The organism is Pseudomonas spelaei (genome assembly GCF_009724245.1).
Lineage (GTDB): Bacteria > Pseudomonadota > Gammaproteobacteria > Pseudomonadales > Pseudomonadaceae > Aquipseudomonas > Aquipseudomonas spelaei.
The window spans coordinates 129,032-150,784 of sequence record NZ_WNNK01000008.1 but is presented as its reverse complement, the minus strand read 5'-3'; the positions used below and the strand labels follow the sequence as shown (position 1 = coordinate 150,784).

General features: G+C 60.0%; 19 protein-coding genes. 7 read left to right on the top strand and 12 right to left on the bottom strand.

Features of this window, described 5'->3' with window-relative positions:
• Positions 1–21: 21 nt before the first annotated feature.
• Positions 22–504, bottom strand: coding sequence for a hypothetical protein (locus GNF76_RS11825; RefSeq protein ID WP_155583333.1), 483 nt, complete (start codon positions 502–504; stop codon positions 22–24).
• A 278-nt stretch (positions 505–782) separates the two neighbouring features.
• Positions 783–1,007, bottom strand: a complete 225-nt coding sequence (locus GNF76_RS11820; protein ID WP_155583332.1) for a hypothetical protein — start codon at positions 1,005–1,007, stop codon at positions 783–785.
• Positions 1,008–1,947: 940 nt separating this feature from the next.
• On the opposite strand from GNF76_RS11820, the gene GNF76_RS11815 reads away from it, so the two are divergent.
• Together GNF76_RS11815 and GNF76_RS11810 are read left to right on the top strand one after the other, a co-directional pair.
• On the top strand, positions 1,948–2,271 hold the full coding sequence (locus tag GNF76_RS11815; protein WP_155583331.1) for an SEL1-like repeat protein: 324 nt from the start codon (positions 1,948–1,950) through the stop codon (positions 2,269–2,271).
• A gap of 175 nt (positions 2,272–2,446) precedes the next feature.
• Complete coding sequence (locus tag GNF76_RS11810; protein ID WP_178123300.1) at positions 2,447–3,811, top strand: DNA recombination protein RmuC; 1,365 nt, start codon at positions 2,447–2,449, stop codon at positions 3,809–3,811.
• Positions 3,812–3,860: 49 nt separating this feature from the next.
• Here GNF76_RS11810 and GNF76_RS11805 read toward each other — a convergent pair whose 3' ends face one another.
• The 3 genes from GNF76_RS11805 to GNF76_RS11795 form a co-directional block, all read right to left on the bottom strand.
• Positions 3,861–7,331, bottom strand: coding sequence for a hybrid sensor histidine kinase/response regulator (locus tag GNF76_RS11805; protein ID WP_155583329.1), 3,471 nt, complete (start codon positions 7,329–7,331; stop codon positions 3,861–3,863).
• Positions 7,332–7,435: 104 nt separating this feature from the next.
• A complete protein-coding gene (locus tag GNF76_RS11800) occupies positions 7,436–7,819 on the bottom strand; it encodes a YbaN family protein (protein WP_155583328.1) in 384 nt (127 codons plus the stop codon).
• A 20-nt stretch (positions 7,820–7,839) separates the two neighbouring features.
• Positions 7,840–8,427 (bottom strand): UPF0149 family protein, encoded by a 588-nt coding sequence (locus GNF76_RS11795; protein WP_155583327.1) that lies wholly within the window; start codon positions 8,425–8,427, stop codon positions 7,840–7,842.
• Between the two features lie 329 nt (positions 8,428–8,756).
• Between GNF76_RS11795 and recQ the strand changes: the two genes are divergently transcribed.
• Positions 8,757–10,883 (top strand): DNA helicase RecQ, encoded by a 2,127-nt coding sequence (gene recQ, locus GNF76_RS11790; protein ID WP_155583326.1) that lies wholly within the window; start codon positions 8,757–8,759, stop codon positions 10,881–10,883.
• A 121-nt stretch (positions 10,884–11,004) separates the two neighbouring features.
• The gene (locus GNF76_RS11785; RefSeq protein ID WP_155583325.1) at positions 11,005–11,439 is read left to right on the top strand and encodes a MarR family transcriptional regulator; all 435 of its coding nucleotides are present in this window, start codon (positions 11,005–11,007) and stop codon (positions 11,437–11,439) included.
• A gap of 148 nt (positions 11,440–11,587) precedes the next feature.
• Here the strand turns inward: GNF76_RS11785 and GNF76_RS11780 are convergent, their stop codons facing one another.
• Complete coding sequence (locus GNF76_RS11780; protein WP_155583324.1) at positions 11,588–13,777, bottom strand: patatin-like phospholipase family protein; 2,190 nt, start codon at positions 13,775–13,777, stop codon at positions 11,588–11,590.
• Positions 13,778–13,860: 83 nt separating this feature from the next.
• Here GNF76_RS11780 and GNF76_RS11775 point away from each other — a divergent pair, with 83 nt between their 5' ends.
• Positions 13,861–14,148 carry an Rdx family protein gene (locus tag GNF76_RS11775; RefSeq protein ID WP_155583323.1) on the top strand — a complete coding sequence of 96 codons (288 nt, stop codon included), beginning with the start codon at positions 13,861–13,863 and terminating at the stop codon, positions 14,146–14,148.
• Between the two features lie 36 nt (positions 14,149–14,184).
• Here GNF76_RS11775 and GNF76_RS11770 read toward each other — a convergent pair whose 3' ends face one another.
• The 3 genes from GNF76_RS11770 to GNF76_RS11760 form a co-directional block, all read right to left on the bottom strand.
• Positions 14,185–14,466, bottom strand: coding sequence for a hypothetical protein (locus tag GNF76_RS11770; RefSeq protein WP_155583322.1), 282 nt, complete (start codon positions 14,464–14,466; stop codon positions 14,185–14,187).
• A gap of 131 nt (positions 14,467–14,597) precedes the next feature.
• Positions 14,598–15,479 carry a DMT family transporter gene (locus GNF76_RS11765; protein WP_155583321.1) on the bottom strand — a complete coding sequence of 294 codons (882 nt, stop codon included), beginning with the start codon at positions 15,477–15,479 and terminating at the stop codon, positions 14,598–14,600.
• 93 nt (positions 15,480–15,572) lie between these two features.
• Complete coding sequence (locus GNF76_RS11760) at positions 15,573–16,316, bottom strand: helix-turn-helix transcriptional regulator (protein WP_155583320.1); 744 nt, start codon at positions 16,314–16,316, stop codon at positions 15,573–15,575.
• 134 nt (positions 16,317–16,450) lie between these two features.
• On the opposite strand from GNF76_RS11760, the gene GNF76_RS11755 reads away from it, so the two are divergent.
• Positions 16,451–17,260 (top strand): UDP-2,3-diacylglucosamine diphosphatase, encoded by an 810-nt coding sequence (locus tag GNF76_RS11755; protein ID WP_155583319.1) that lies wholly within the window; start codon positions 16,451–16,453, stop codon positions 17,258–17,260.
• A gap of 128 nt (positions 17,261–17,388) precedes the next feature.
• Here the strand turns inward: GNF76_RS11755 and GNF76_RS11750 are convergent, their stop codons facing one another.
• The 3 genes from GNF76_RS11750 to phhA all read right to left on the bottom strand — a co-directional run bounded on the left by GNF76_RS11750 (position 17,389) and on the right by phhA (position 19,853).
• Entirely contained in the window at positions 17,389–18,585 is a 1,197-nt protein-coding gene (locus GNF76_RS11750; RefSeq protein ID WP_155583318.1) for an amino acid aminotransferase, read from the bottom strand.
• Positions 18,585–18,941, bottom strand: a complete 357-nt coding sequence (locus GNF76_RS11745) for a 4a-hydroxytetrahydrobiopterin dehydratase (RefSeq protein ID WP_017134918.1) — start codon at positions 18,939–18,941, stop codon at positions 18,585–18,587. Before GNF76_RS11745 ends, GNF76_RS11750 begins: the two co-directional genes overlap by 1 nt.
• Positions 18,942–19,046: 105 nt before the next feature.
• Positions 19,047–19,853 carry a phenylalanine 4-monooxygenase gene (gene phhA, locus GNF76_RS11740; protein ID WP_155583317.1) on the bottom strand — a complete coding sequence of 269 codons (807 nt, stop codon included), beginning with the start codon at positions 19,851–19,853 and terminating at the stop codon, positions 19,047–19,049.
• A gap of 277 nt (positions 19,854–20,130) precedes the next feature.
• Between phhA and GNF76_RS11735 the strand changes: the two genes are divergently transcribed.
• Positions 20,131–21,693, top strand: a complete 1,563-nt coding sequence (locus tag GNF76_RS11735; protein ID WP_155583316.1) for a sigma-54-dependent transcriptional regulator — start codon at positions 20,131–20,133, stop codon at positions 21,691–21,693.
• The last annotated feature ends 60 nt before the right edge of the window (positions 21,694–21,753 follow it).

Genomic DNA, 21,753 nt, shown 5'->3' with positions numbered 1-21,753 from the left:
CGAATCTTGCAAATTGCCCGGTCAACAGGCCACCTGATTCAAGGGGGAAATACAGGTTTGCCAGGCGCGGGTGTAGTCCCGCAGCCGGCCCTGAGGGTGAAATATTTCTCGCCAGATACGCGCCATCGCCAGCACATCGTCTGGTGGGGGCAGTGCAGGGCGGTGTTGTTCTACCAGCAGCCAGGCAATGGCTGTGGCGTAACGCAGGTTGACCGTCAACTCCAGTTGCGGGCCGCTGAAGAAAGCATGCTGGCTGGCCAGGCCACGTACCAGGCTGGCGCGTTCCGGATCCAGGGCCAGGTAGTCGTCCCACAGGGCACGGTGGCGCGGTTCGGTGATGCTATAGAGGCCATGGCCGCGGCGATCATGCAGGGCTGAACCGAGGGCCGACTGGCTGGCAGCGATGCCCAGCAGCAGGGATTCTGCGGTGGGGCTATGACGGCCCAGGTAGATCAAGGTGGGCCGGATCACATAACGACACAATTCGCTGGCAGCGATACCCATAATTGCCTCGATCCATGAAAGTAGTCGGCGAGTCCTGAGAGGATAGGGCTTGGCAGCGGTGGATCGGATCTCAGGCTCACCGGAAGCGGATCATGCCGCTTGAGTTGAAGTGTAGTGTCATATTCACGATGTAAAGGACTGTTTTTAAAATATTTTCTTCATTTAGTTATAATGTTTATATCTATTTGCTCTTAGGCAAAACCGCGAGTACTTGAATTTCAGGCAATAAAAAACCCCGCCATTTAGACGGGGTTTTGTGTTTCAGCGATCCGGGTCGATCAGGCAATCAATGCCTGACGGGTACGCTCGATCACGGCCTGCAGCGGCTCTGCGCTGGAGTATTGATCGGGGTACAGGCGTTCGCTGTGACGAGCGATGCCGTGTTCGTTGACCAGGGTGAAGCTGAAGCAGCCTTTGCGAGCGGCCATGATCAGGCAGTTCATTGGAGCAAAAGCATTAGTGAGGGTGCGAATGGCATCCTGAGTGTGGATTTGATTAGACATATTATGGGTGTTCCTACAAATGACACGGATAAGAACCGTGCAACGTTAAAACGTTCCAGTGACGCTGATCACCATTGATCAAGCGAAGAACCCGACTGGAACAAAGCAGCCAGTTTGAAGCGCTGAATAGTTTGGCGCGCTTGGGCTGGCAGGTAGGTACTTAGGAGGGCAGGCAACACAACAGGGGCAAAGGTTCTGGGCCCGGGGTGAAGATCCTGATCAATTTGCAGGTTGGTTCGGTCAGAGTATTGAGACTTCGCGACACCCTTTGCATTATTTCAAAGGCTGTGTCGTCGCAAGTGATACCTGGAAACCATCGAGGTGGTCGATCCCGTGTTGTCGGCAGGTGTCTCTCTTTAAGGAGGGGTGCCGTGGGGATTTGTTCGACCAGAATTGACTTTCAGCTTGGTACTAACGCCGCGGATAGTAACGGATTGAAACAGAGAAAGGAAGTGTGCTAGATAAAATACTTTGGGTAGCCCCGGAAGCACGGGTAGACCGCTGTGTAGGACCAGGCAGGTGAGGTGGGGAGGGTATTGGCAACTGCGCACGTTTTGGGGGCGGTAACGTTACGGGGTAACCCAGGGGCCAAAACGGAGCCACGGTATAACCATCCGGTGGGTAGTTGTGCACATTGGTTGCGCAGTGTGTCACCGCACTGTCACCTCGCCTTCGATGCCCTCGGTTGCCTGCAATGAAAATTTAAGTCAATGAAAAATCTGGCTTTTTTTTATTGGTGAAAAAATCGTCAGTTTGACTGCGGGCCCCGTTCCATGGGGCTTTGCGCGAGTTAAAGAACGGTTGTCCACTGAGTTATCCACAGCTTCTGTGGATTGTCCCAAGCGCTTGCTCTAGGACGGGCGTGCAGGCTTTTTTCAGCTTTACCTGTACGAAAAAAGGAGTAGAGTTGCGCGCCTTTCGTTCTGTCCCACAGTGCTTTATGAAGTTTCGCTCAGTATCACCATCTGTTACCGACAGCCCCCAGGTTGTTACCGTCCCCAAGCGTTTTTCCCTGAAAGTGGCTTTGTGGTTGCTCGATAGCCCGCGACTGGGTGATAACCCCAGCGTCAAACATTTCGCCGGGCATTTGCTCAAGCAGCCGGCTCGTGAAGGCATAGTCGCGGCGCAAAGCCGGCTGGGCCAATTGATGTGCCGTGAGTGCGGCAATGCCCGGGACCGTCGCATCGGCTATGACTTGCTGCGCCAAGCTGCTCGCGCCGGCGACCGTCGCGCCCAGCGGGAACTGGGCCAGATCGAAGACTGAGCTGTCCTCCTCGCGTCAGCTTGGTTAACCTTCCTTTTTCAGAGTATTGGCAGGAATGGCTATGGCTTTTGACTGGACCAGTGTGGCGCTGGGTCTCGCCGGTGCGGCATTGCCGCTTTTGGCGCTGTGCTGGCAGGTTCAGCGCCGGCTGAACGAGCGGCTGGCTGGCAGAGAGCTGTTGGAAGAGCGCCTGGCCATGGCCCAACTGGCGCAAGAAGGGCTGGCGGCGCAGCTGGATGCCGGTCGCGATGAGATCAGCGATCTGAGCCAGGCCAATGCGGCCAAGCAGGCGGATCTGGCTGCCATGCGCCGGGAAGTCGAATTGCTGCAGATTGACCGCGACAACGCCCGCGACGCCGCCCATGCCTGGAACCTGGATCGCTCTGCCAAAGAGGTCGAGTTGCGTCGTCTGGACGCTTTGTCCGCTTCCCTGCGCGCCGAACTGCGCGAACAACAGGAAAGCCACCAACAACGCCTCAACGACCTGCAAGGCTCGCGGGACGAGCTGCGCGCGCAGTTCGCCGAGTTGGCCGGGAAAATCTTCGACGAGCGCGAACAACGTTTTGCCGAAACCAGCCAGCAGCGCCTCGGACAGTTGCTCGATCCGCTCAAGGAACGCATTCAGTCCTTTGAGAAACGGGTGGAAGAAAGTTACCAGAACGAAGCGCGGGAGCGCTTCTCCCTGGCCAAGGAACTGGAGCGCTTGCAACAATTGAACCTGCGTCTCTCTGACGAGGCCACCAACCTGACCCGTGCCCTGAAGGGGCAGAAGACCCAAGGCAACTGGGGTGAGTTGATCCTTGAGCGGGTGTTGGAACATGCGGGCCTGGAGAAGGGCCGTGAGTACCAGACCCAAGTCAGCCTCAAGGGCCCTGACGGAGAGCGCTTCCAGCCCGACGTGTTGATCATGCTGCCCGGTGACAAGCAGGTGGTGGTGGATTCCAAGGTCAGCCTGACGGCGTATCAGCAGTACGTGGTCGCAGACGATGAGGTCATCGGCCAGGCAGCACTCAAGCAGCACGTATTGTCCCTGCGCACTCATGTCAAAGGCCTGGCCGGCAAGGATTACAAACGTCTGGAAGGTCTGCATAGCCTGGATTTTGTACTGCTGTTCGTGCCCATCGAAGCGGCATTTTCGGCCGCGCTGCAGGCTGAGCCGAATCTGTTCCAGGAGGCATTCGATCGTAATATCGTCATTGTCAGTCCGACGACATTGTTGGCGACCTTGCGGGTGATCGACAGCCTGTGGAAGCAAGAACGGCAGAGCCAGAACGCCCGGGAAATCGCCGAGCGCGCCGGTTGGCTTTACGACAAGTTCGTACTGTTTATCCAGGACCTGGATGAGGTGGGCAATCGCTTGCAGCAGTTGGACAAGGCCTACAGTGCGGCGCGGAACAAGCTGACAGATGGGCGTGGGAATCTGGTCAGTCGGACCGAGCAACTGAAATTGCTCGGTGCCCGTGCCAGTAAAAGCCTGCCGGCGGATCTGCTGGAGCGGGCGATGACCGATGAAGACGGTGTGGCGTCACTGCCTGAATAAACCCTGTAGCCGCTGGCGAGGCACGAGGCTGCGATACGCATCGCAGCGGCTACAGGGGCAGGTGTCTGCTCAGTAACGCCCGCAGCGCCGCCGGTTTCACCGGTTTGGCCAGATAATCCAATCCTGCCCCATGTACCTCGGCGACCATTTCCGGTCGCCCATCGGCACTGATCACTACGCCCGGGATCGGTTCCGCCAATTGCGCTCGCAACCAACCCATCAATTCGGTGCCGGTCTCGCCGTGGTCCAGGTGGTAATCCACCAGCGCCAGTTGCGGTCGTATCCCTTCGGCCAGCAACGCGGCGCATTGTGCCTGGTCGCGGGCGGTAAAGACCTCGCAGCCCCAGCGGCTGAGCAGGCTGCGCATGCCGATCAGGATGCTCTCTTCGTTGTCCACGCATAGCACCTGGGCGCCGCTCAATGGCAGGCCATTTTCCAGCGTCGGCTTGACCTGCGGGCTGGACTGTGTTCGAGCCAATGGTACCCGGACACTGAACACGCTGCCCTTGCCTGGCCATGAGCGCACGCTCAAGCGGTGACCGAGCACTCGGCACAGCCCATCGGCAATTGCCAACCCAAGACCCAGGCCTTTTTCGGCGCGGGTTTGATGGCTGTCCAGGCGTTTGAACTCTTCGAAAATCACTTTCTGCTTGTCCTGGGGGATCCCGGGGCCACGGTCCCAGACCTCCAGGCACAATTCACCTTGGCGCCGTCGTACGCCTAATAGCACCGGACCGTGGGCATAACGGAAGGCGTTGGTCAGGAAGTTCTGCAGGATCCGCCTTAGTAACTTGATATCGCTGTCGACGCGCAAGCGACTACCCCGCAAGCGGAAGCGCAAGCCTTGCTCCTGGGCCAGGGCCTTGAACTCGGCGCCCAAGGTGTCGAACAGTTCGTTAAGCATAAAGGGCTGGCGCTGTGGGTTGATTTTGCCGTTCTCCAGGCGCGAAATGTCCAGCAGGTCGCTGATCAGGTCTTCGGCCGAACGCAGGGAGCTGTCCAAGTGCTGCACCAGTTGCCGGGCCTCGCCCGACAAGCCGTCGTTCTGGTGGGAGAGGGCGGCGGAGAACAGTCGCGCGGCGTTCAGCGGTTGCATCAGGTCATGGCTGACGGCCGCGAGAAAGCGGGTTTTCGATTGGCTGGCCGACTCGGCAACGCCCTTGGCATCGGTCAGCGCGACGTTCAGTTGCGACAACTCATGGGTTCGCTCGGTAACCCGCTGTTCCAGGCCCTCATTGGCCTCGGTCAAGGCCTGCTCGGCCTCGCGAAAGGCGGTGATGTCGGTGAAGCTCATGACAAAGCCACCACCGGGCATCGGGTTGCCGATCAACTCGATCACCCGGCCATTGGGGAACAGTCGCTCCGAGGTATGGGCACGACCCTGGCGCATCCAGTGCAGACGACGAGCCACATGCACTTCGGCTTCGCCGGGACCGCATAACCCGCGCTCGGCGTTGTAGCGAATAATGTCGGCAATCGGTCGGCCGACGCTGATCAACCCGTCCGGGTAATTGAACAGTTCCAGGTAGCGACGGTTCCAGGCCACCAGCTTGAGAGACTGGTCCACCACGCTGATGCCTTGGGTGATGTTTTCGATGGCGCCTTGCAGCAGGGCACGGTTGAACTGCAGCACTTCGGAGGCTTCGTCGGCGATCCGTACGACGTCCTCCAACTGCATCTCCCGACCTTCAATGGCGGCTTTCACTACGGCTCGGGTCGATGACGCCCCGAGTACGCCGGCCAGCAGCCGCTCGGTGTGGGCGATCCAATCATTGTCGGCGTTCTGGTTCGGGTTGAAGCCTTTGCCCTGGCGATAGGCGAAGCGGACAAAGCTCTGCTGCGCTCGTTCCTCGCCGACAAATCGCGCGGCCAGGCTGAGCAAATCGTTGATCTGCACCGAGAGCATCGAGCGGGCACTGGCCCGCTGGCTGGTTTCCTGGCCGATAAAACGCCCGGCCTGCCAGTGCTCCGAAACCCGCGTGCGCGACAGCATCGAGACCCACACAAACAGCGTGAAGTTACCTGCCAGCGATAGCACCACGCCTTGAGTCAGCGGGGTAATGGACAGGCCTAGTGGATTGCTATGCAACCAGGCCAGGCCAGGGAAGACACTCAGCGACCAGCCCAGGCTATGGGCGGCAATCGGCAGGATCAACGTGTAGAACCACAGGAACGTCCCGGCCGCGAGCCCGGCAAATACGCCACGACGGTTGGCTTGTTTCCAGTACAGCGCGCCGAGCATCGCCGGCGCCAATTGGGTGACGGCGGCGAAGGCGATCTGGCCAATGGTCGCCAGGCTCGCGGTGGAGCCCAGCAGCCGGTAGCTGACGTAGGCCAGTAGCAGAATGATGACGATGCTGACTCGGCGCACCGAGAGCATCCAGTGACGGAATACTTCGAACGGCCGTTCGGCGTTGGTGCGGCGTAGCAGCCACGGCAACAACATATCGTTGGAAACCATGGTCGACAGCGCCACGCTGGCCACGATCACCATACCGGTAGCTGCCGACGCGCCGCCGATAAATGCCAGCAGTGCCAGGGCTGGATGCGCTTCCGCCAGGGGCAGGCTGATTACATAGGAGTCTGGCAGCACAGACCCTGGGAGCAGCATTTTGCCGCCCAGGGCAATCGGTACCACGAACAGCGCGGCAAGAATCAGGTACGCCGGGAATACCCACTTGGCCAGGCGCAGGTCCTGGGGTTCGATGTTTTCCACCACCGTCACATGAAACTGTCGCGGCAGGCAGATGATCGCCATCATCGCCACACCGGTCTGGACCACCATCGACGGCCAGTTGATGGTTTCCTTCCAGTACTCCTCCAGCCGTGGCGCCAACATCGCTTGGCTGAACAGGTCATCGAAGCCGTCATACAGGCCGTAGGTGACGAACGCACCGACAGCCAGGAACGCGAATAGCTTGACCAGGGATTCAAAGGCAATCGCCAGCACCATGCCACGGTGGTGCTCCGTGGCATCGAGGTTGCGAGTACCAAATACAATGGTGAACAGTGCCAGCACCAGGGACACGATGAGCGCGGTGTCCTGGGCGCGAGTGCCTGTGGCGTCGGCACCCGCGCCGATCAGCAGGTTCACCCCGAGCACGATACCTTTGAGCTGCAGGGCAATGTAGGGCAGCACACCCACCAGGCAGATCAGCGCCACCACTACCGCCAGGGATTGAGACTTGCCATAACGGGCCGCGATAAAGTCAGCGATGGAGGTGATGTTTTCCTGCTTGCTGATCAGAATCATCTTTTGCAGGACCCAAGGTGCCAGCACCAACAGCAGTACCGGTCCCAGGTAAATCGGTAAAAACGCCCACAACTGTTCGGCTGCTTGGCCTACGGCGCCGAAAAAGGTCCAGCTTGTGCAATAGACCGCCAGCGACAGGCTATACACCCAGGCACGCACTCGCGGCGGCAGCGGCGCATGGCGACGGTCACCGTAAAAGGCGATGGCAAACATAATGGCCATATAGGCCAGGGCAACGGCGGCGATCAGCCCGCTGGACAGCGTCATGGGAACTCCGGACATAAGAACACCCGGGCATTCCAGGCCCGGTCGGACAGTCTCGCATGATGCCGGGGGTTAGTCAGTGTCGACCAAGGTCGTGTGGGCGCTTCTCAGCGCCGGGGCAGGGTCTTTTGTCGCAGGATATAGATCGTCACCAGCACCGCACTGGTCAGCATGAACCCGCGCGCCCAGGGCAGCGGCACCAGGTAGCAGGACAAGCCAATACTCAGCCACATCAGCCCGATGGCGTACACCTTGCCCTTGAGGGGAATGCCGTTGCCATCCAGGTAGTCACGAATCCAGGGACCCAGGCGCGGATGCTCCACCAGCCATTGGTAGAAGCGCGGTGAGCTACGGGCAAAGCAGGCGGCAGCCAGCAGAAGGAAGGGCGTAGTCGGCAGAACCGGAAGGAAGATGCCGATCACCCCGAGCGCTACGCTCAACCAGCCGATGGCCAGCAGAACGTAACGCAGGATCAGGGAGCGGTTGCCCATGGGGCCCACGGGCGAGGGGCTTAGTGGTGGCGAGGCTTGAGGATCGCCGGTTTTTCGTCGGGCGCGTTGCACAGCAGGTACAGGGCGGTCAGCGCTTCCGGGATCTGAACGATCATGTCGTCCATCAGATTCGCGTCGGAGGCGATATCGGAGAATTCAGGCTGATCGTCGAACAGACCGGAGCCGACCATGATCGGCAGCAGCATTTCGCTGACTTCTTCTTCGGCGGTTTCGAACCAGGCCGCTTCGCGCAGGAACACGCCTTCCATGAAGCCGATGCACCAGCCGCGCAGGTCGGAGTCGTCCGGATCTTCGCCCAGGTCCAGGTCGCACGGCAGCTCGAACTCCTCATCAGAGGCCAGTTGGCGACCAATGTGGGCCTTGAGGGCCAGCAGGGTGGATTCGATTTCTTCGCGGTGGGCGGCATCACGGTAGTGAGGCTCTTCGGAGAACAGCGCGTCGATCCATTCACGTTCTGGAACGACTTCGGAGCAGATCGACAGGGCGGTCAGATAGCCGTGGGCGGCCACGTAGTCCAGCGCCTCGTCATGCAGCTCATCGGCGTCGAGGAAGGCTTGCAGGCGGGTTAGTTGCTCAGCGAAGGACATGAAGGACTACCTTGGGAATAAACGATGCTGAATTCTAGGCTTTCTTGAGCGCCCCGGCCAGCTGTGGGAGCGGGCTTGCTCGTGATGAAGGCAATTTAGTCGGTCTGACTGAACGGGTTGTCAGCGTTTCGGGGGTCAATTATCCCTCTCCCGCTATTCGTCAGCGGCGCCCTTTGCCGGGTGGTGCTCGGGTATACTGCCGCGTTTTGTGATGCCCTTGCAGGCCAAGCGCTGTAGCGGGAAAAGTTCGCTTACGGATTATTTTCCGTCGGCGCGTGCTTTTTCGGCCAGCCTGTACAGAGGGATTTCGGCGATATTTGGAGTTTTTCATGCTCGAGCAGGCTCAACGCGTCCTCAAGGACATCTTCGGCTACGACAGTTTTCGTGGCCGCCAGGGTGCGATCATTGAGCGCGTGGCCAATGGTGGAGATGCTCTGGTCCTGATGCCTACCGGCGGTGGCAAATCCTTGTGCTTCCAGGTGCCGGCGCTGTTGCGCGAAGGGCTCGCCGTGGTGGTGTCGCCGTTGATCGCGTTGATGGACGATCAGGTGGCCACCCTGGAAGAGCTTGGTGTGGCCGCCGCTTCGTTGAACTCGACCCTCAGTGCCGAGCAACAGCGTGAGCTGGCCAACCGCATCAAGCGTGGCGAAGTGAAGATGCTCTACCTGGCCCCCGAGCGCCTGGTGCAGCCACGGATGCTGGCGTTCCTGCAGAGCCTGGAAATTGCCCTGTTCGCCATCGACGAAGCGCACTGCGTATCCCAGTGGGGCCACGATTTCCGTCGCGAATACCTGCAGTTGGGGCAATTGGCGGAGTTGTTCCCCAACGTCCCGCGCATCGCGCTGACCGCTACCGCCGACAAGCGTACCCGGGAAGAAATCGTCGAGCGCCTGCACCTGCAAGACGCCGAGCGTTTTCTCTCCAGTTTTGACCGGCCCAATATCTTTTATCGCATCGTGCCCAAGGAGCAGCCGCGCAAGCAGTTGCTGGCGTTCCTCTCTGAGCGGCGCAGCGATGCCGGCATCGTCTATTGCCTGTCGCGCAAGAAGGTCGATGAAGTGGCCGCGTTCCTCTGCGAGCAAGGCTACCCGGCGCTGCCGTATCACGCCGGCCTGCCCAATGACCTGCGCGCCTACCATCAGAAGCGCTTCCTCAACGAGGAAGGCCTGATTATGGTGGCGACCATCGCGTTCGGCATGGGCATCGACAAATCCAACGTGCGTTTTGTCGCTCATATGGATTTGCCCAAGTCCCTCGAGGCGTACTACCAGGAAACCGGTCGCGCCGGCCGTGATGGCCTGCCGGCGGACGCCTGGATGGTCTATGGCCTGCAGGATGTGGTGATGCTCAAGCAGATGCTGCAGAACTCTGAGGGTGACGAACGTCACAAGCGCCTGGAGCAGCACAAGCTCGACGCCATGTTGTCGCTGTGCGAAGAAACCCGTTGCCGCCGTCAGACCTTGCTTGCCTATTTCGATGAAGACATGCCCCAGCCTTGCGGGCATTGCGACAACTGTGTGGATGGCGTGCAAACCTGGGATGCCACGGAGCCGGCACGTCAGGGGTTGTCGGCGATCTTTCGCACGGGGCAGCGTTATGGCGTCGGTCATCTGGTGGACGTGTTGTTGGGCAAGGACAACGAAAAGGTTCGCAGCTTTGGTCACCAGCACCTTTCGGTCTTCGGGGTCGGCAAGGACCGCGCGGAAGGCGAATGGCGCTCGCTGTTCCGACAGATGGTCGCGCGCGGCCTGGTGGATATCGACCTGGAAGGTTATGGCGGCCTACGCCTGAACGACAGCTGCCGGCCGCTGCTCAAGGGCGAGGTCAGCCTGGAGTTGCGTCGCGACCTCAAGCCACAAACCACCGCCAAAAGCAGCACCAGCCAGGCCAGCCAGTTGGTACGTTTCGAAGAACGCGAACAGTGGGAAGCCTTGCGCGCGCTGCGAAAAAAACTCGCGCAGGAACACAGCGTACCGCCGTATGTCATCTTTCCCGACTCCACCTTGCTGGAAATGCTGCGCGAGCATCCCACCACGCTGGGCGAGATGGCCAAGGTCAGCGGCGTGGGCGCACGCAAACTGGAGCGTTATGGCCAGGCGTTCCTCGAGGTGCTTGGCGGCCAGGCCGAAGCACCGAAAGAGGTCGCTGATATTCGTCATGAGCTGATCAGTTTGGCCAGAGCGGGTATGACCCCGATCCAGATCGCCGGGCAACTGCAATGCTCGGAAAAGAACGTCTACACCTTGCTGGCCGAGTCCATTGGCAAGCAGCAACTGTCTTTGGAGCAGGCCCTTGATTTGCCGGAAGATTTGCTCGGTGAAATCCAGGATGCGTTCCTCGACGGGGAAGGCGAATTGCCAGCTGTTTCCGAGATTGCGACGTTATTCACCGGTCGCGTTCCCGAGGGTGTTTTGTACTGTGTTCGGGCTGCTTTGCAGTCGGAATTCGAGATTTAATGTGCCAATTACGACAATGTAACGAATCAGTACATACCAGGTCTTGCCTACTGACATGGGTCATGCTTAGCTGACTAATAATTAGCCACACTCTATTTTCAGTCTAATCCATGAGTTTTTTATGCCGTTAACCGATCAACACCGTTTTGGCATGCAGCTGGCACAGATGTCCCGAGGTTGGCGTGCCGAGCTGGATCGCCGTTTGGCTGGGCTGGGTCTGTCCCAGGCACGCTGGCTGGTATTGCTGCATCTGGCGCGGTTTACAGACGCACCTACCCAGCGTGAGCTGGCGCAAAGTGTTGGGGTTGAAGGTCCGACCCTGGCGCGTTTACTTGATAGTTTGGAAGGTCAGGGGCTGGTGCAACGCCAGGCCGTAGTAGAAGACCGTCGCGCCAAGCGCATTGTCCTGTGTGATACCGCCCGCCCGTTGATCGAACAGATCGAAACCATTGCCACGGCTTTGCGCCATGAGCTGTTCGTGGGGGTCGATGAAGAGGATCTGCGAGTATGCATGCGGGTTCACGGGCACATTCTGGCGAACCTGGAAAAGTCCTGATTTGTAGCCGCTGCCGAGGCACGAGGCTGCGATGCGGTCCCCAAGACGGCGGTCCTGCGGCCCGCATCGCAGCCTCGTGCCTCGGCAGCGGCTACAACGGTTAGTGCAAACAAGCCCTACGGCTCCCACATTTGGTTCTGTGTAAGGCTCAGAACGTCTGGCCCAGATTCAGATACACCGCCTTCTGATTGTCATCGTTAAAGCCATAGCTGAAGTTCAACGGCCCCAGCGGCGTATCAAACCCCAGGAAAATACTCGCGGCATTGATGTAGCCGCTGTCGTATTCATTGTCGTTGTTCCACGCGCGACCCCGTTCCAGGGAGGCGCCCAGGTACAGCGGGAAATCCAGTGGCAGGTACGAGCGTGGCGTCAGGCGACGATAGTAGACCGCTCGCATCAGGCTGATGTTCTGCCCGGAAATCGCGTCCTGGCGGAAGCCCGACAATTGTCGCGCACCCCCCAGCAGGAAGCTGGAGATCACCACGTCCGAATTGTCCAGCGTACGCCCATAACGCCCGCCGAGGATCAGCGTGTCCGGCCCGCTGCTCATGGCTTTGTCCAGCTTGAACTCCCATTGGCGGTAGCGCTGGTCCGAGCCCAGGCCGGGTTCGAATTCACGGAACGCCAGGCCGATATCTTCACCGGTGTGGGGGAAGTAGACGTTGTCCAGGGAGTCGAAGGAGTACTTCAACTCGTAGAAGCCCTCGCTGAAGTGCACGCTCGGCATATCCCGATCGCCAATGCGCACATCCGCGTTGCCCCAGGCTTCGCCGACGCCGAAGCGGATCTCGCCGCTGTTGCCGATTTGCCGGCCGACGTTCAGGCCAAAACCGTAACGCTCCAGGCGGTATTCGGAGATGGGGTTATTGTCTTCAATCAACTCGACGTTCTGCGCTTCGGCACTGATATAGGGTGCGACGAAGTAGCGTGAGCCGGTGTCCAGCGGTTGATAGAACTCGCTGTACAGCTCTTGCCGATCACCAATCTGCACCCGCGTCAGCCACTCGGCACCCAGGCGATTGATGCCATTGATGCGATAGCTGGCACCGAGGTTGAAGGCGCTGTCACCGCGCATGTCATCGGAGAGATTGAGGCCCAGGCGCAGGTAGTCAGTACCGCTGCGTTTACCTCGCGCGCTGATGACCAAGGTATTGTCCTGGCCTTTTTTCACCACCCGGTATTGCACCTGCTCGAAGTAATCCAGGCCGTATAAAGTGCCCATATCGGTTTGCAGGCGACCCATGTCCAGCGGTTCACCGATGTTTTGCCGGATGTAGTAGCGGATCACGTCATCGCCGACCTTGGAGTCGTTTTCCACTTTGATCGCGGTGATGACCGGGGTGCGTTGGCCGGGCGTACGGGCGGCCACCAGTTCGGCGTCCACCGGTTGCGCAGGGCGCAGGTGTGCCAGGCGCACATCAAGGGCGCGGGTGGCGCGGTAGCCGGCGTCAATCATGTCCTTGGCCCGGCCGAAATCCGCCACGCCATAGGCGGCCAGGGGCGGCTGGATCAGTATGTCGCCCGAGTGGAGGGCCTTGAGCTGTTCTTCGGAGTTGCGCCGGGTCATCAAGGTGATGGACTGGTTAAGCACGTCCACCACGGTCGCCAGTTGTTTGCGTGAGCGCAGTGGTGTGCCGATGTCCACCACGATGGCGATGTCGACGCCCATCTCCCGTGCCACGTCCAGCGGGATGTTATCGGTCATGCCGCCGTCCACCAGCAATCGACCGTCCAGCTCTACCGGTGCAAACACCGCAGGAATCGACATGCTGGCGCGGATCACCTGGGGCAAGTGACCCTTGCGGAAGACCACCTTTTCGCCGCTGGTGATGTCAGTGGCCACCGCGCGGAAAGGGATCGGCAACTTGTCGAAGTCACGGACGTTACTGGTATGGGCGAACATGCTCTCCAGCAGCAACGCCAGGTTCTGGCCCTGGATTACACCTAACGGCAGGCCGAGGCTGCCATCATCGCGAAAGCTGAGCTTCTGTTTGACCAGGAAATCCCGGTCATCCTGCTTGCGCCGAAACGGTACATCTTCCCGGGGCGGTGCATCGGACAGCGCCAGCTTCCAGTCGATATTCAGCGCCAGCTTTTCCAGCTCGTCGATCTTGTAGCCCGAGGCATACAGCCCGCCAATCACTGCGCCCATGCTGGTGCCGGCGATGGCATCGATGTGGATACCTTGTTCTTCCAGGGCCTTGAGCACGCCAATGTGGGCCAGGCCACGGGCGGCGCCGCCGGAGAGCACCAGGCCGATTTTCGGGCGTGGGGGCTCTGCGGCGTGTACGAGGACAGGGAGCAGGCACAGCAGCAGGCAGGACAACAGGCGGCGCATCATGAATCTCGGGGCTGAACGATAAAGGCCGGTATTATAGCCACTTGATCCGTTCAACCCGCCAAGCAGGAGCCAGTCAATTCATGTCTGCGGCCAAACCCGAGATTGTCATCACCTATTGCACCCAGTGTCAGTGGCTACTGCGCGCGGCGTGGCTGGCTCAGGAATTGTTGAGCACCTTCGCTGACGACCTGGGGAGAGTGGCGTTGGAACCGGCCACGGGTGGCGCGTTTCGCATTACCTGTGACGGCGTGCAAATCTGGGAGCGCAAGGCCGATGGTGGCTTCCCGGAAGCCAAGGTGCTCAAGCAACGGGTGCGCGACCAGATCGACCCGCAACGGGACCTGGGGCATAACGACCGCGTTCAATAAAGGTCACTGCCATGGGCCGTGACCTTCTGGCTGCCTCTACTTGGTGGCCATTCGGTTTTTAATCCAGCCGACGACAAACGTCAGGACCAGGCCGCCGACACCGCCACCGATAATATTGCTGGCCAGTGCGGCAAGTGTGAGGTCATTGGCGGCGGCGGTGCCGGTAATGAGCGCGACAACCTGGCCCAGTACCAGGCCGCCGACCCCGCCGACCACCGTATTGAGTGTGGTGCCCAGGCCTTGCTTGCCCAGGCCCGCAATCTGGCCGCCGATGGCGCCACTGATGATTTGAATGACCAGGCTGATGAGCATTTCCATGGTGCAACTCCTGCATAGCGTTGATGGAATGACCACTCGCTTGCAGCAACTTCAAAAAGCACCCTGGCTGTCGTCGAGAAGTCTGGGTCCGTTGAATGACAACACACTGCTACGGACACACAAAGTATAGATCAGGCCGTGGCGGCGGGTTGTTTGACCGGTTTGGCGCTGCCCATCAGCCCGGACACGATGATGGCAACGATGATCAAGGCGCCGCCGGCGAGCATGCGTAACGTCGGGTTTTCACCAAACAGCAGCCAGGCCACGGTGATGCCATACACCGGCTCCATGGCAAACACCACGGCGGCCGTGCGTGCCTTGATCACCGCTAGGCTGGCGACAAACAGGCTGTGGGCCAGCCCCGTGCAGAACACCCCCAGCAGGCCGATCCACAACCAGTCCAGGGCGCGTACATCGGCGAGACCGGGCGCGGCGATCGGTAACAAGCACAGCGCGACGACGACGTTTTGACACAGTGCAGCCTGTACCGCCGGGATACGCCCACTGGCGCGATTGTTCAGCGACAGCAGCGAGAACAACAGCCCGGAGCCCACGGCCCACAGCAGGCCACTGGTGGCTTGGCTGGCGAGGTCGAAGTCCGGCGTGACCAGCACCAGGCCGATGCTGACCAACGCCACCAGAAGGATTTCATTGGCGCGAATCCGCTCGCGGAAAATCAGCCCTTCGAGGATCACCGTGAACGCCGGGAAACTGGCAAACCCCAGGGTGGCGATGGCCACGCCGGCGACTTTTACGGCAATAAAGAAACTCACCCAATGCCCGGCCAGCAGCAAGCCGCTCAGCAACAGCCGGCGCCAGTCACGGCTGTGCAACTTTTGCCAGGCGGTGTTGCTGGCAAAGCGGGCGAACACCGCCAGGGCAATCACGGCGAACGCCGCCCGGCCGAACACGATAATGGCCGGCGACGCTGCAGCGAGCTTGCCGAACACACCGGTGAGGCCAAACATCAGTGCGCCGATATGCAGGGCGCCGAGGGCAGTGCGGGGAGTCATTACGATCCTTGAATAGCTGGCTGACAGGACCCTCAGTCTAGAGGGGCACACTGCGGGGCGTCTGTCGTGAAACTCGTGGGTTTTGTCGCCGGGCTAGCGTTTACGCCGCAAGGCACCGGGAGATGCGCCAAACTCGCGCAACATGGCCGCCGCAAAAGCGCTCTGGGAACCATAACCGACGCGCACCGAGATTTCACCGATGGGCAGTTGGCTGTCACGCAACAAGCCGTGGGCTATCTGCAAGCGCCGGCCGCGCAGGTAGTCCATCGGCGTCTGCCCGCATTCGGCGACAAAGCGGGCGTGCAGCCGGGCGACCGACAGGTTGGCGATCCGCGCCAGGTCTGCCACTTCCAGCGGTTGTGCAACGTGCTGGTCGATGTGCGCGTTGAACGCCGCATAGGGCAGCCGGCGACCCTCGTTGCAGGCCTGGCCGTTAAGACTCGCCAGCAACAGGGCCGCGCCTTGCTGGGCAATCAATGGATCATCCAGCGGGCTGTTGGCCAACCACTGCACCAACTGACTTTGCCGGGTATCCAGTGCGACCCGAGCGGGCTGATCGAGCAAACGGCGGCTGGCATCGGCATGTGCGCCCAGGGACTGCACCAGCCATTGTTCATCGGGCACATCCAGTACCAGGCAGTGGCTACCGTCGGGACTGCCGCAGGCATGATGGGTCGAGAAGGGCAGCACCATCACCCCTTGGGGGCGGATCTCGCTGCCCATTCCTTCCACCTCGAAATCCAGGCGACCGGCCAAGGCGAATACCAGCTGCGCGTGGTCGTGGCTGTGGGCAATCAGGTCGTGGCTGTAGTGGCGTAGCGTGAGGATCGGTCTCATCGCAGTCTCCTGGGCAGGGCCGCAGTTTACACCGCGTAGCGGCAGATGAACGTTGTCATCAGACTGACGCACGACTGTCATGGGCTATTAATCGCATGGGAGCAAGCTCGCGAAAACACCGTCGAGGTATGCCCATGACCCGTGCCGAGCTCGCCAAACCCAGCCGCAAGCAACGGGTGCGTACCCTGTGGATTTCCGACGTGCATCTGGGCACCCGGGATTGCCAGGCCGAGCACCTGTCGCAGTTTCTCAAGCGCTATCATGCCGACCGCGTGTACCTGGTGGGCGATATCATCGACGGTTGGAAACTGCGCAGCGGCATGTATTGGCCCCAGGCCCATACCAACGTGATCCGCCGTCTGCTGACCATGAGCAAGCGCGGCACTGAGGTGATCTACGTCACCGGTAACCACGACGAATTCCTGCGGCGCTATTCCAAGTTGATCCTGGGCAATATTCAGTTGGTGGACGAGGCGGTACACGTGACCGCCGATGGCCGCCATCTGCTGGTGATTCATGGTGATCAGTTCGATGTCATCACCCGCTATCACCGGTGGCTGGCCTTTCTCGGTGATTCGGCCTATGAGTTCACCCTGACCCTCAACCGTTGGCTGAACCACTGGCGAGCACGTTACGGTTATGGCTACTGGTCACTGTCGGCTTACCTCAAGCACAAGGTGAAAACCGCCGTCAGCTTTATCAGCGACTTCGAGGAGGCGATTGCCCACGAAGTGACCAAGCGCGAATTGCATGGCGTGGTGTGCGGGCATATCCACCATGCGGAGATTCGCAAGGTAGGCGAGGTGGATTACCTCAACTGCGGAGATTGGGTGGAGTCGTGCACGGCGTTGATCGAGCACTGGGATGGGCATATCGAGTTGTATCGATTGGCCGATGAGCAGGCCAAGGAAGCGCAGCTCAAGGCTGAGATGGTGGCGGGCTAAAGGTCAACTTGGCTCAAATGTGGGAGCTGGCTTGCCTGCGATGACTGACTAACATTCAGCATAAATGTTGTCTGTTGTACCGCTATCGCAGGCAAGCCAGCTCCCACAGTTTGATTGGGTTTTGTCGGTTAGAGGCGGGACACATCCGCGATGGCTTCGGCCAACAACGCCAGGCGCGTTGCATCAATCCCAGCCACGTTGGCACGGCCGGTATTGACCATGTACACGCTGTGTTTGTCTCGCAGTTGCTTCACCTGTTCGGCGTTCAACCCGGTATAGGAAAACATCCCGCGCTGCACGCCGATATGGGCGAATCGCTCCGCCAAACCATGCGGTTGCAAGGCCTCGACCAGCCCCGAGCGCAGCTGTGCAATCCGCACGCGCATCGCTTCAACTTCCTCGCTCCAAAGCTTTTTCAGCTCGGCATCACCCAGGATGGTAGCGACCACGGCCGCCCCATGATCCGGCGGCGTCGACCACAGGTTGCGCGCAATAAACGCTAGTTGGCTGCGCACATCCAACAGCTTCTCGGCATCCGCCGCACACACGATCAGGGCGCCAACACGGTCACGGTACAGGCCGAAGTTTTTCGAGCAGGAACTGGTGATCAGCACTTCAGGCAGTTCGGCAGCAAACAACCGCACGGCCCAGGCATCCTGTTCCAAACCATCGCCGAAGCCTTGGTAGGCGAAGTCGATCAGTGGCAGCAGGTGGCGCTCGCGAACGATCTTCAGCACCTGGTGCCAGTCATCCTGCGACAGGTCGAAACCGGTCGGGTTGTGGCAGCAGGCGTGCAGCAGCACCACATCACCCTCAGGCACTTTGGCGAGCGTGGCCAGCATCGCCGCGACATCCAGGCGGTTATCACTGCCTACATACGGGTAGTGACTGACCTTGAGCCCGGCCTTGGCGAAGATGGTTTCATGGATCGGCCAGGTCGGATCGCTCAGCCACACGCCGCGACCGGGCAGGCTATGGGCGATAAAGTCGGCGCTCAGGCGCAGGGCGCCCGTGCCGCCAGGCGTCTGGGTGACACCGGCGCGGCGGTCGCGCAGCAGCGGCGAATCGGCGCCCAGCACCAGTTCGCCGATCAGCTTGCCGAACGCCGCATCGCCGTGGCCGCTGACGTAAGTCTTGGTGGTCTGCTGCTCTACGAGACGTTGTTCCGCCAGCTTCACCGAATGAGGAATCGGCGTCAGGCCCTGGGCGTCTTTATAAACACCCACGCCGAGGTCGAACTTGTTCGGGTTGGCGTCCTGGGCATACAGCTCCATCAGCCCGAGGATCGGATCCCCGGGCACCCGGCCAATGGCATCGAAATGCATTACTTGCGCCCCTCGGCATCTTTGGCCACTTCGTCAGTGCGTGCCGCCATGATGAAGTCGTTGCGGTGCAGGCCCTTGATGGAGTGGCTCCACCAGGTCACGGTGACTTTGCCCCATTCGGTGAGCAGGCCCGGGTGGTGACCTTCGGCCTCGGAGATTTCACCCATGGCGTTAGTGAAGGCCAGGGCGAATTTGAAATTCTTGAACAGGAAGACCTTTTCCAACTGCATCACGCCATCGCGGACTTCGATGTTCCAGTCGGGGATTTGCTTGATCAGCACCGGCAGTTCTTCGTCGCTGACTTGAGGGGCGTCGGCGCGGCAGGCTTCGCAGTGGGCTTGGTTCAACGTGGTCATGTGGGATGTCCTGAAATCGAGTATTTGGAAAACGGTCGTCAGTGGCGTCACCCTAAAGCAACGCGGGGCCAGGGAACAGACTCACCTGGCCTTAAAAGGCGCGGCTCACGCGGCTTTGGGCTTGGGCGGAACTGATTTTGGAGGGAAGAGTGGTGCGTGCAGACCCAACTGCATACCGCGTTCGACCATGCCCATGATGTCTTCCTGCGCCACTTCAAACAGACGCTTGAGGTTGGGCAGGGCAAAGTACAGGGGTTGCAGGATGTCGATGCGATACGGCGTGCGCATGGCTTCCAGCGGATCGAAGGCCTGGTGCTCGGGCTCGTCCGACAGGCAATACACCGTCTCTTTGGGAGAGGACAGAATGCCGCCGCCGTAGATGCGCCGGCCCTCAGGTGTGTCCACCAAACCAAACTCGATGGTCATCCAGTACAGGCGCGCCAGGTACACGCGTTGTTCCTTGGTGGCCGCCAGGCCGAGCTTGCCGTAGGTGTGGGTAAATTCCGCGAACCAAGGGTTGGTCAGCAGCGGGCAGTGGCCGAAGATCTCGTGGAAAATGTCCGGCTCTTGCAGGTAATCCAGCTCTTCACGGGTACGAATAAACGTCGCCACCGGAAACTGCTTGTTGGCGAGCAACTCAAAAAAGGTCTGGAAGGGAATCAGTGCAGGCACTCGGGCCACTTGCCAGCCGGTGGTGTCGGCCAGCACTTGGTTGACCTCTGCCAGTTGCGGGATACGGTCATGGGGCAGGCCGAGCTTGTCGATGCCGTCCAGGTATTCCTGGCAGGCGCGTCCCTCGATCACTTTCAGTTGGCGGGTGATCAGGGTGTTCCACACCGCATGCTCTTCGGGCGTGTAATGGATAAAACCTTGCGCGTCGGGCTCGCGGGCCACGTACTGCGTCTGTTTCATACGGCTCTCCTGCTAGGCATTCATTCTTGTTATGTCCTGCGATGAGCCTATTGATACTCCGGCCGGATAAAGAATCCATCCACCCTCAGCGGTTGCGCGTAGGAAAATATACCGAAATTCGTAAAGTATTCGTTACGGATGACGGGATTGTCGCTGCACATTGCGATTGGTCGGTTTGAAAAGGGCTGAATCTGTCACATAATCTTGACGACTATCTGCGCCCAGCGGCAAAAAGACGCAGCACCTTCCGCCCTCCAACAACAAACCGGGCCTTTTCATGCGTATCAAAGTGCATTGTCAGAACCGCATCGGCATCCTGCGGGACATCCTCAATCTCCTGGTGGAATACGGCGTCAACGTCGCCAAGGGCGAGGTCGGCGGCGAACACGGCAATGCCATTTACCTGTTCTGCCCGAACCTGGTGAACATGCAGTTCCAGGCGTTGCGCCCGCAGTTCGAGGCGATTGCCGGGGTGTTTGGCGTCAAGCGGGTAGGGCTGATGCCCAGTGAGCGCCGGCACATGGAACTCAATGCGTTGCTTGGGGCCATGGAGTTTCCGGTGCTGTCCATCGACATGGGTGGCTCTATTGTCGCGGCCAACCGCGCGGCGGCGCAGTTGCTCGGGGTACGGGTGGACGAGGTGCCGGGCATTCCCTTGTCCCGTTACGCCGAGGACTTTGATTTACCGGAGCTGGTACGGGCGAGCAAATCGCGGATCAATGGCTTGCGGGTCAAGGTCAAGGGCGATGTGTTCCTCGCCGATATCGCACCGCTGCAATCTTCGGAACACGATGACAGCGAAGCCATGGCCGGGGCCGTGCTGACCCTGCACCGTGCCGACCGGGTCGGTGAGCGTATCTACAATGTGCGCAAACAAGAGTTGCGGGGCTTCGACAGTATTTTCCAAAGCTCGAAAGTCATGGCCGCCGTGGTCCGCGAAGCCCGGCGCATGGCGCCGCTGGACGCACCGCTATTAATAGAAGGCGAAACCGGCACCGGCAAAGAACTGCTGGCTCGCGCCTGTCACCTCGCCAGTCCCCGTGGGCAATCACCCTTGATGGCCCTCAACTGCGCCGGTTTGCCGGAGTCCATGGCCGAGACCGAGTTGTTTGGTTATGGTCCGGGCGCGTTTGAAGGTGCGCGAGCGGAAGGCAAATTGGGGCTGCTGGAGTTGACGGCGGGTGGCACGTTGTTTCTGGACGGTGTTGGGGAGATGAGCGCGCGGTTGCAGGTGAAGTTGCTACGGTTCTTGCAGGATGGTTGCTTCCGCCGTGTAGGCAGTGACGAAGAGGTTTACCTGGATGTGCGGGTGATCTGCGCGACCCAGGTGGATCTTTCGGAGCTGTGTGCCCGGGGTGAGTTCCGCCAGGACCTTTACCATCGGCTGAACGTGTTGTCCCTGCATATCCCGCCGCTGCGTGAATGCCTGGATGGTTTGATGCCGTTGGTGGAACACTTTCTCGATCAGGCCAGCCGCCAGATCGGTTGTCCGCTGCCCAAACTGGCTCCTGCGGCGATGGATCGGCTCAGTCATTACCACTGGCCCGGCAATGTGCGGCAGTTGGAAAATGTATTGTTCCAGGCGGTCTCGCTATGCGACGGCGGCATGGTCAAGGCCGAGCATATTCGCCTGCCGGACTATGGCGTGCGCCAACCCTTGGGGGATTTTTCCCTGGAGGGCGGGTTGGACGCGATTGTCGGGCGGTTCGAGAAGGCGGTGTTGGAGCGCTTGTATTCCGAGCATCCCAGCAGCCGGCAGTTAGGCAAGCGGTTGGGGGTTTCTCATACCACCATTGCCAACAAGCTGCGGGACTATGAGGTTGTCAAAGGCGACAAATAACCCTCCTGAATGAATACGATAAAACCTGTGGGAGCTGGCTTGCCTGCGATGACGGTTTGT